The sequence below is a fragment of the Humiphilus diazotrophicus genome (assembly GCF_059726315.1).
On record NZ_AP040870.1, the window covers coordinates 4,783,208 to 4,793,999 of the forward strand.

Genomic DNA, 10,792 nt, shown 5'->3' on the forward strand with positions numbered 1-10,792 from the left:
CGCTCTTAATTAGGTGTCTTGTTGTTTTCATTTTCTGCTGGCAAGGTGAGAGGCCAGCCAAGCCCGGGCAAAACGCCAGTCCCGTTTCACAGTAATTTCCGATATCTTCAGTTCCTGCGCAATCTCCTGTTCTGTTAAACCTGCGAAGAATCGTAACTCGGTAACTCGTGCTGCGCGGACGTCTGCCTTTTTTAACTCAGTTAATAATTCGTCCAGGATAACTAGATCGTCATAGCAGTAGCTTGTACCTATTTCTATTGAGTCAATAGGAATATGAGTATCTTTCCCTCCTCTTCGCTGTGCCAGGCGTGAACGGGCATGATCGATCAATAATCTCCGCATTGTAGTGGAAACGACAGCGAGAAAATGTGACCGGCTTGTCCACTGTGGAGGAGCGCTTGTTCGCAATCTCAGATAGAGTTCATTGATCAAGGCTGTGGGTTGTAACGTATGCCCATTACGTTCTGAAGTCAGAAGACAGGAGGCCATTCGATGCATTATGGGGAAGAGTTCTGTTACCACCTCGTCCATGCCACCTGGATCACCGGCATTCCATCGCTGTAAATGCTGCGTAACTGTAATTTCCATGCCGTCGTCGGGAGAGAGATTTTGTGACACGCCAGAATGATACTCAATATTCCAGATTTCCGCTTAAGAAGGTGAGGACGTAAATCGTGGCTAGGATTGAGTCACAAGCGATGAACGGCGAGCAGGTAAAAAAAGCGAGAGCTCTGTTTGAGCAAGCTGTTGCCGTGGCCGGTTCTGCGCGAAAGGAGCTTCTGGATTCCGGCTGCGGTGAGGACTACGAGCTTCGGGCTGCTCTTGAAGAAATGCTTCAGGCCGATGAGCAAGAGCATTCTTTACTGGACAAGCCGTTTCAGTGGGGGCTGGAGGCATTGTCTCCAGGAGCCCGAATTGGCTCCTATCGGATACTTCGGGAACTTGGTTCGGGAGGAATGGGAAGTGTCTATCTGGCCGAATTTTCAGACGATCCGTCCAAAGGTCCGTTTGCGCTGAAGGTAGTTCGCTGGATATCTCCTGATCTGCTTCGGCGTTTTCATCAGGAACAGAAGATTCTGCGCGGTCTTCATCATGCAAACATAGCTCGTTTCCTGGACGCTGGAATTACGAAACAGGGTTCTCCCTATCTGGTGATGGAGTATGTGGATGGCGAGCCCCTTCATACTTATTGCGACCGGCATCTGCTTTCCATCGACGCCCGTGTTGCGCTTTTTCGACAGGTCTGCACAGCTGTCCATTACATGCACCAGAATCTCATCGTCCATCGTGATTTGAAGCCAGCGAACATTCTCGTAACGGCTGATGGCAGAGTGAAGTTACTCGACTTTGGGGTAGCCAAGTTGCTACAACCAGCATCCGGGTTTACTGCAACGAATACCAGTTATCTGATGACTCCGGATTATGCCAGTCCTGAGCAGATCCGCGGCGAGGCCATTTCAACACTGACGGATGTTTATGCCTTGGGAGTCTTACTCTATGAGCTGCTTTCAGGTACAAGACCATTTTATGCACCACAACAAGACCTCCCAGAAATACTACGCCAGATCTGCGAAGACGAGCCTGTAAAGCCAAGCGCGGTAAAAGCTCTCTGCTCGTCAACGACTCGTACCCATTCCCGCGACACTGTTATAAGCGCCGATCTCGACAATATTGTCCTGAAGGCTCTCCAGAAGCAGCCACAGAGACGCTATGTATCGGTGGAGCAATTTGACGAAGACTTGCAGAGATGTCAGTCTGGACTGCCTGTAATAGCTCGGGGTGATTCTCTTTCCTACAGAACAGTAAAGTTTGTTCGAAGAAATAGGTGGCAGGTAGCGGCAGTAGTGGCAATAGCATTGATCCTGCTTGCTGGTGTTATTGCAACGTCGTTAGAAGCAAGAATTGCCAAACAGCAAGCTGTCCGGGCAGAGAAAGAAGCAAGAGAGGCAGAATATCAGCGAGGATTGGCGCAAGCTGGAATCAAAGTTGCCGAGCAGGCGCGGAGAGTGGCAGAGGAGCAGTTACACGAAGCTCAGAGGCAGAAACAAAACTCTGAGCGAAGACTAAGTGAATTGCAGCGTCTTACGAACGGTGCTGCCGATCTCTATCGCTCGTCGCAGACTCAGGACGCCTTTGCCGAAAAAGACACGGTAGCAACATTCCTGCAGAATTCGCTTTTAACGTTGCGGAGCGAAGTGGGCCTGCGTTCCGATCAGGCAGACTTGTTGGACAAAACCCAGGCTGAAGTGCAGAGTGCCGTCTTGGCTCGTGAACATGGCTGGAATCTTCCGTCTGGTTGGTATGGAACGGAGACACAAGCCAACGAATATCGAGTCGGGGTGGATAGAAACATTCGACATAGTGGCCACGGGAGCCTTTTTCTTCGTTCTCTGTCTTCAGCTCCACGTGGACGCGCCGTTGTCTGGCAGAGTTTTAGCGCCGCAAGTTATCGGATTAAGAGAGTTTGTCTTTCTGGCTTCTTCCGCGTGGAAAAAGTCCCCGATCAGGCTCTTTTTAGCGTAGTTGTGCTAGATACGAACGGTAAACTCTTGGATTCCGATCAGGCGAGTATCTTGGGAACATCGATCTGGAAACGGCTCTCAATTGTTCTTGATGTACCCGCCACAGCCAAGTCTATTCGTATTCAGATAGGCCTTTCGGGCAGAGGTACTGTCTGGGCTGACGATTTGAGCTTTCATGAAGTCTCTGCCGCGACACCTTTGAGTAAGCCACAGCAACCACAGAACCTCGACTTCAAGCTTCACTAACCGAGGAAAGACAACATCTATGTCAATTCTGAATAGGAAAAAATCGCTACTTTCCGTAATAGTGCTGTTACTCATGAGTTGCTCTTTTTCATATGCATCGGCACCCAAGGGTTGGGCATTGGCTGGCACCGCCCCTGACGCTTTTGACACGGGCATAGATGCTCAAATCCTTTATCAGGGAAACCCAAGTGCCTATTTGAAGTTTAGGAATCCCGAGCTATGCGTCAGGCATGGAGAAAATGTCGAAGCTCATTCCTGTAATAAGTTTGGTACTTTGATGCAGGTATTCAATGCCAGTCAGTATCGGGGCAGAAGAGTTCGCTTTAGTGCTTTTGTGAAGGCTGAGAGCGTTGATCATTGGGCCGGGTTGTGGATGCGGATAGATAAGGGCTCTGACGTTGTTGCTTTTGATAATATGCAAGATCGTGCGATTAGAGGAAAGGCAAACTGGAAGTCCTGTCAGGTCGTATTGGATGTTCCTGAGGATGCAACCGAAATTGCTTTTGGCATTCTCCTCTCTGGTTCCGGAGAGGTGTGGATGAACGGGGCAAATTTCGGAATTGTATCGACAGATATTCCTGTCACCAGTCTCGGGACTCAACGTGGTCCGACAGATTTAAATTTCGAGAAGTAACTCGCTGAGACTGATTCATATGCCTTATCGCTGTTACTTGTGGGTAGCAGGTTGTATGTGACACGGAGTTGTAGAGGATCATGAAAAATATCTTTTCCGCTCTCTTGCTTGCTGGACTTTATCTTTCCGTACAGCTTCCACCTTTGGCCTTGGGCGCAGACAAAAACGCCTCTTCGTCCGATACTAAAGTGCCGTTCCTGCGCAGCCAGACATCGGTGGTGGTGGTGGATGTGGTTGCGACGGATAAGAATAAGTCTGTGACCGGACTGGCGCGGGACCGCTTTCATGTTTTCGAGAATGGTCGCGAGCAGCGTATTACTTCCTTTGAGGAGCATCGTCCACTACCTTCCGGACCTCGGACTCCGCCACGCGTATTGCCCCCACACGTCTATACCAATATTCCCGATGCCCCTCCTCGAAGCACAGCCCTCAATGTTTTGGTTCTGGATGGCTTGAACACCTCGGGTGCCGATCTGGTAGAAGTGCAACGGCAGATGCTTGCGTATATGGCCAAACTGGAGCCAGGCACTACGATGGCAGTCTTCACTCTGACTTCCCAGCTAAGGATGGTTCAAGGCTTTACCTCCGATATTGGCCAGCTAACACATGTTATCCAAAATTCTTACAAACTAATTTCGCAAGTCTCTGCGGCACATGATCGTGATGGCGATATAGGGTGGGAAATAACGTTCTCCGCTTTCCGGGGACTCGCACAATATCTTCGGGCGTTTCCGGGACGGAAGAACCTGATCTGGATCTCCGACGCATTTCCCCTAGCGAGCGTGCCTTGCAGCCCTTTCAGGAACGAGGTGATTCTCCATGCACAAAGAGTACGGGAGCTCTTCCAAATGCTGGCTTCGGCACGTGTCGCTGTATTTCCTGTGGAGGCAAGGGGGCTGACAGGATTGCTTGTAGCAGATGCATCGATAGATGATGACCCCGATGTGCGACCAGTCTCCAAATCGATTCTGATACCGAACATGAATGCCACTGCGCAGGAGGTCTTTAACGAGGAGCTGCTTTTTTTGCAGAAAGCAATGGAGGATTGTGCCAAGGCTACCGGTGGTAAGGCCTATGTGGACGATAACAGCCTCAAAGATGCTGTTGCCGATGCCGTAGCCACAGGCGAGCACTACTATACCTTGACGTACACTCCGGAGAATCGGAAGTTTCATGGTGAGTTTCGCCACATTAAGATCAAGGTCGACGACACCGACGCAAAGTTGGTCTATCGGCCGGGCTATAAGGCCGATTCGTCGGAGAAGCCAGACAAGTACAGCCATGAGTCTGCCGATCCGTTAACTTCCAGTTCTCTTCGTGGCGCGCCACCGTCGACACAAATTATGTTTAAAGCTGTGGTTGCGTCCGCAGATGATGCCTCATTAAAAGAGGCTAAACTGAGCAACAACTCTGCAGGAGAGCTGGCTACCAAACTCAACGGCCCGGTGCGCCGCAAACTTGTAGACGTGACCATCGACCCTAACGGCTTATCGTTCGAGAAAGCAGAGGGCGGACGACGCAGTACCTCCATTCAATTTGCCCTCGTGGCCTATGACCGGGATGGCAATCGCGTCAATTATGTGGACAGAGCGTATCAGGTTGCGTTCACTCCCCAGCGGATGTCGGAGATCATGGCGAATGGTTATACCGCCCGGATCTTTATCGATGTGCCGAAGGAACCGGTTTCCCTGCGGCTGATGATATACAACACAAATTCTCAACACATAGGTTCGCTGGAGACTCCTCTCGGAGCGGAATAGGTGCGGGAAAAGTAACTTATTCTATGACTCATATGTCTGATCACTGTCATCTGTGATGCTCATAGGAGTCGAGTTAATTGGGCTTTTATAATTTGCTGTTTGCATCGACTGTTTTCGAGAACAGTATGTATTCTTTCTACGTTTGATATGATGTTGGATTCAAATTTCTTTTGAGTTGAACATGCTCGCCAGAGGCGAGATGTGTATGTCGATGGATATGTAGTGGTAGCAGGTTGTATGTGACACGGCGTTGTAGAGGATTATGAAAAAGTTCTTTCTCGCTCTCTTACTTGCTGGATTTTATCTGTTAGTACAGTTTCCACCTTCAGCTTCGGGCGCAGAGAAAAACGCCTCTTCCTCCGATACTGAAGTACCGTTCCTGCGCAGCCAGACATCGGTAGTGTTGGTGGATGTGGTTGCCACGGATAAGAATAAGTCTGTGACCGAACTGACTCGGGATCGCTTTCACATTTTTGAGAACGGTCGTGAGCAGCGTATTACTTCCTTTGAGGAGCATCGTTCACTACCTCTCGGACCACGGACCCCGCCACGTGTATTGCCCCCGCACGTCTATACCAATATTCCCGATGCCCCTCCTCGAGGTACGGCCCTCAATGTTTTGGTGTTGGATCGTTTGAATACCACGACCGCAGATCAACTGGAGGTGCAACGGCAGATGCTTGCGTATGTGGCCAAAGTCGAGCCGGGCACTACAATGGCAGTCTTTACGCTGACTTCCCAGTTACGGATGGTTCAGGGCTTTACCTCCGATATTGGCCAGCTGACACGTGTCATCCAAAATTCTTACAAACTGGTTTCACAGGCCTCTGCGGCACGCGATGACAATGTCCACATGTCGAGTGATATGGCCTTTGATACTCGAATTGAGGAAGCAGTCAAAGGCCAGGCACGATGGGATGTAACGTTCTCCGCTTTCCGGAGTCTCGCACAATATCTTCGGGCGTTTCCGGGACGTAAGAACCTGATCTGGATCTCCGGCACATTCCCCCTGGCGATTGGACCTCGTGGAGACAGGGATATTCTCTATTCACAAAGAGCACACGAGCTCTTCCAAATGCTGGCTTCGGCACGTGTCGCTGTATTTCCTGTGGGGGCAAAGGGGCTGACAGGATTACTCGTAGCAGATGCATCGATTGATAGTGACCCCGATGTGCGACCAGTCTCTAAGCTGGAGAGAGACCAACACCCGGTGCAGACCGGTTCGACTCAAGACCAGGGAGGGCATCAGTCCACTTCAGGTAGGGAGTCCTCTTCACCATCGAACAAACCCATGAATCTGCAACCGAACCTGGTCCCCACAGCGCAGGAGCAATTTACCGGGGAGCTGTCAGATTCGCAGGAAGCAATGGAGGATTGTGCCAAGGCTACCGGTGGTAAGGCCTATATGAACGGCAACGGCCTCAAAGAGGCTGTTGCCGATGCCGTGGCTACAGGCGAGCACTACTATACGCTTACGTACACTCCGGAGAATCGGAAGTTTCATGGTGAGTTTCGCCACATTAAGATCAAGATCGACGACACTGATGCGAAGTTGGTCTATCGACCGGGCTATTATGCCGATTCATCGGATAAGCCTGCCAAGCACAGCCATGAGCCTGCCGATCCGTTAACTTCCAGTTCTCTTCGTGGCGCGCCACCGTCGACACAAATAATGTTTAAAGCTGTGGTTGCCTCCGCAGACGATGCCTCATTGAAAGAGGCTAAGCTGAGCAACAGCTCTGCAGGAGAACCGGCTACTAAGCTCAAAGGTCCAGTGAGCCGCAAGCTCGTTGATGTGACAATCGATCCTCACGGCTTGTCGTTCGAGAAAGCGGGGGGCGGACGCCGCAGTACTTCCATTCAATTCGCCCTTGTGGTCTATGACAGGGATGGCAATCGCGTCAATTATGTGGACAGAGCGTATCAACTTGCGTTCACTCCTCAGCGGATGGCGGACATCATGGCGAGTGGCTATACCGCCCGGATTTTCATCGACATTCCGAAGGAGCCGGTTTCGCTGCGGCTGATGGTACACGACATGAATTCTCAACACACAGGTTCGCTGGAGGTGCCCCTCGGAGCGGAATAAGTGCGAAGGCAAAAGTAACTTATTCTGGGCGATTCCGGTGAGAGGGTGAGTAATGTGGCTCGAAGAGATTCAAGGCGAGAGTCGATGATTTTGGAAAGGCGCAATTACAAATAGGACTGGCCCCAAACAGCGGGGCCAGTCCTTGGTATCAATATTGACGTAGCCGATGTTACTTAACTGGGCTGACGTGTTCGAGGGCAGCTTTCATGCCTTTGTTCAAAATCAGATCCAGGTCGATGGCAATTGCATCGCCCAGGCCGGAAACAGTGCGAAGGTCTTTGCCCCACCATTCCGTCTGCTTTAGAACTGTATCGACAATCTTGGCAACTGCAGCTGTTGATCCATCAAATTCAGACCAGAGCTTTGCGAAGGTCTCAAGGATTGGCATGTCATCCTTGATGAGATATTCCTTGCCGTCACGCTTTCCGATCAAGGCTCCATCCTTGATCGTTGTTCCGCGATAGAAGGCAATCAAAGCTGCCAGACCGAAGGTCAGTCGAGCAGGGGCCTTGCCTTTGGTGGCGATGTATTCCTCAACAGAGGGAAGAACACGTGCTTTGTATTTCGAAACTGAATTCAGCGAAATGCTTAGCAGTGCGTGCTTGATGAAAGGATTGCTGAAGCGCTCGAAAACTGCTTCTGCAAATGCCTCCAATTCTTGCTTGGGCAAAGTAAGTGTTGGAATAACTTCTTCATGAATTGCTTTCTTCATGAAGCCGCCGATCAGAGCATCTTCCATGCACTCGCCAACAAAGTCTTTGCCTGCGAGATAAGCTGCCAAAACGCTGCTGGTGTGAGCTCCGTTCAGGATGCGGACCTTACGATCACGATAGGGCTTCATGCTCTCGGCAAAGATTACGTTGAAGCCTGCCTTCTGTAGCGGCAACTCCTCGGCCAGTGACTTGGGGCCTTCGATTACCCAAAGATGGAACACTTCAGAGGTATTAAAGAGCTCGTCTTTATAGCCAGCCTTCTGCCATAGAGCTTCGACCTCTTCGCGTGGATAGCCGGTGACGATGCGGTCGACCAGCGTGTTCGTGAAGATATTTGCCTTCTCGATCCACTCGATAAATGCCTTTTCGAGCTTCCAGTTTTCTGCAGTCTGCAGGACGGTCTTCTTGAGATTGTCGCCATTACGATCGATCAACTCACAGGGAAGGAGTACAAATCCCTTGGACACATCTCCCTTGAATGCCTTGTAACGTTCGAGAAGAAGCAGAGTCAGCTTCGCAGGGAAAGAAGATGGCGGTTGATCCGTCGGCTTGTCATCGGCATGGTAGGCGATACCGGCTTCCGTTGTATTGGAAACGATAAAGCGCAGATCGGGATTGTGTGCGCACTTCAGATATTCATCGAACTGCCCATAAGGATTCAGTCCCCGGCTGATCGAGGTGATGATCTCCTGATTCTCGACGACCTTTCCGTTCTGCATACCGCGCATGAGCAGCGTGTAAACACCATTCTGCTCATTGACCTTGCCTGCAAGGCCCTGTGCGATAGGCTGTACAACAACTACGCGCCCATTGAAGAGACCCTTCTGGTTCATTCCGTGAATCATCCAATCCACGAAGCCCCGAAGGAAGTTGCCTTCTCCAAATTGCAGCACCCTTTCCGGGAGTGGGTGCTGAGGTGCATTCTTCAGAAACCCCGCATCGAGGCGAGGTAAAGTCCCTGCGGCCGAAGTGTTCATTAGAGTGTTACTCCGTCTTTCCAGATAGAAATTTCTCTATAACCGTTGACCTCACTCTTTGTACGCTTGCGTCCGGAAGCGACATCCAGGACCAGAGTGAACAGCTCATTTGCCAGCTGATCCATGGTGGCTGTGCCGTCGGCGATAGCGCCTGCACCAAAGTCGATCCAACTCTTCTTTCGTTCTGCCAGTGGAGTGTTGGTGGCAATTTTGATGGTTGGAACAGGGAAGCCCATCGGATTGCCTCGACCAGTGGTGAATAAAACCATATGTGCTCCGGCAGCACTTAATGCCGATCCGGAAACACCATCGTTGCCCGGTCCGTTTAAGAGTGCAATGCCGCTTGCCTTCGGGCTGACTTGTTCTCCGTAGGCAAGTACTTGCTTGACGGATGAAGTACCACCCTTTTGTACGCAACCTAGAGACTTCTCCGCCAAGGTGGTGATGCCACCATCTTTATTTCCGGGTGAAGGATTCTCATCGATAGGTTCGTTATGGCGGCGGAAGTAATCGCGGAATTCGTTCACCATATTAATGGTGGAGTCATAGACTCCGGAGTCGCAGGCCCGATCCAGAAGAACCTTCTCCGCTCCGAACATCTCCGGAACTTCTGTCAGAATGCTGGTTCCACCGACTGCAGCCAACTTATCTGCGATGCGTCCAACAAGCGGATTGGCTGTGATGCCGGAGAGTCCGTCGGAGCCCCCGCACTTCATGCCAAGAACCAATTCTGCTGCCGGGATGGTCTGGCGCTTGAACTGGCTGGCATATTCAGCCAGCTCATGAACAAGACTCACGCCTGTGTCCAACTCGTCGTCTACGTCCTGAGCATTGAAGTAGCGGAAACTGTCTCCCTGTGCGCCACCCAGGAAATTGATGAAAGACTTCATCTGGTTGTTTTCGCAGCCCAAGCCCAAGATCAAAACGGCTGCAGCATTAGGGTGCTTTGCTAAACCGGAAAGAAGTTTCTGCGTGTAATGAAGATCGTCGCCGAGCTGTGAACAGCCGAAAGGATGATTAAAGGTGTGGATGCCTTCAATCGGTCCACCTTCCTTCACAATCTCTTTTGCTGCACGTTCTGCAATACGGGCAGCGGCATGGTTTACGCAGCCTACCGTATTAACGATCCAGATCTCGTTACGAATGCCAACAGTACCATTCGGACGACGATAACCCTCGAATGTGACGCGTCCCTGAGAACTAGAGGCATGCTCATGTCCGTTCTGGGTTTTATAGCCACCTTTTTCGAGTTTGCCAGCCAATGCGCTAGCCATGTTGTGTGAGTGAACGTGCTCGCCCGGCTGAATGTCGCGAGTGGCTACACCAATCGGATACCCATATTTCACTACGGGTTCTCCTTTGTGAATGGCTCGCAATGAGATCTTGTGGCCAGCCGGTACATCGCTGAGAGCAGAAATGCCCGGGTCGACAGATTGGCTCTTGCTCAGTGCGTGCAGGGCTACAGCGACATTGTCGGAGGGATGAATACGGAGAACAGTAGTTGGGTGATCCATGGTTTTAAAGATTGGAACTACTTGAGATTTGATCTCTATGTGAGATCTTTAGATGCTCTATGGTAGAACCAATTTCGGAAAATAACAATAAAGCGTTCGTTTATAGGTTGTAAAGAAAATAAAGAGATGGTTAGATTGGTTCTACCATTTTAGGAAAAAATATTTCTTGTGGTCTTTCCAACTCTCCATTCGGAGTGATACGCTCTATGCCGAATTCCCCTAAGTATCTGGATTGATTCGCACGGTCTGCTTCCATTCCCCGATTCAGCCGTTGAAGCGACTTCCTCCTTATCGTTCCGCCTCGTTTGATGGTGTCCGGGGCCCTTGCAGTAGGTGG

7 protein-coding genes are annotated in these 10,792 nt (G+C 50.7%); 4 read left to right on the top strand and 3 right to left on the bottom strand.

The annotated features are described in order from the left end of the window. Positions 1–27: 27 nt before the first annotated feature. Positions 28–618, bottom strand: coding sequence for a sigma-70 family RNA polymerase sigma factor (locus AC6I7T_RS20145; RefSeq protein WP_497789335.1), 591 nt, complete (start codon positions 616–618; stop codon positions 28–30). Between the two features lie 56 nt (positions 619–674). On the opposite strand from AC6I7T_RS20145, the gene AC6I7T_RS20150 reads away from it, so the two are divergent. From AC6I7T_RS20150 to AC6I7T_RS20165, 4 genes are all read left to right on the top strand, one after another. Next, positions 675–2,768 (top strand): serine/threonine protein kinase, encoded by a 2,094-nt coding sequence (locus AC6I7T_RS20150; protein WP_497789336.1) that lies wholly within the window; start codon positions 675–677, stop codon positions 2,766–2,768. A 73-nt stretch (positions 2,769–2,841) separates the two neighbouring features. Next, positions 2,842–3,402, top strand: a complete 561-nt coding sequence (locus AC6I7T_RS20155) for a hypothetical protein (RefSeq protein WP_497789338.1) — start codon at positions 2,842–2,844, stop codon at positions 3,400–3,402. Positions 3,403–3,482: 80 nt separating this feature from the next. Continuing rightward, positions 3,483–5,162: a VWA domain-containing protein gene (locus tag AC6I7T_RS20160; RefSeq protein ID WP_497789340.1), complete on the top strand. Its 1,680-nt coding sequence runs from the start codon at positions 3,483–3,485 to the stop codon at positions 5,160–5,162. 262 nt (positions 5,163–5,424) lie between these two features. Further along, complete coding sequence (locus AC6I7T_RS20165) at positions 5,425–7,251, top strand: VWA domain-containing protein (RefSeq protein ID WP_497789341.1); 1,827 nt, start codon at positions 5,425–5,427, stop codon at positions 7,249–7,251. A 169-nt stretch (positions 7,252–7,420) separates the two neighbouring features. Here AC6I7T_RS20165 and AC6I7T_RS20170 read toward each other — a convergent pair whose 3' ends face one another. Together AC6I7T_RS20170 and AC6I7T_RS20175 are read right to left on the bottom strand one after the other, a co-directional pair. Then, positions 7,421–8,941 carry a tagaturonate reductase gene (locus AC6I7T_RS20170; protein WP_497789343.1) on the bottom strand — a complete coding sequence of 507 codons (1,521 nt, stop codon included), beginning with the start codon at positions 8,939–8,941 and terminating at the stop codon, positions 7,421–7,423. Then, positions 8,941–10,455: a UxaA family hydrolase gene (locus AC6I7T_RS20175; RefSeq protein WP_497789344.1), complete on the bottom strand. Its 1,515-nt coding sequence runs from the start codon at positions 10,453–10,455 to the stop codon at positions 8,941–8,943. Before AC6I7T_RS20175 ends, AC6I7T_RS20170 begins: the two co-directional genes overlap by 1 nt. Positions 10,456–10,792 lie beyond the last annotated feature (337 nt).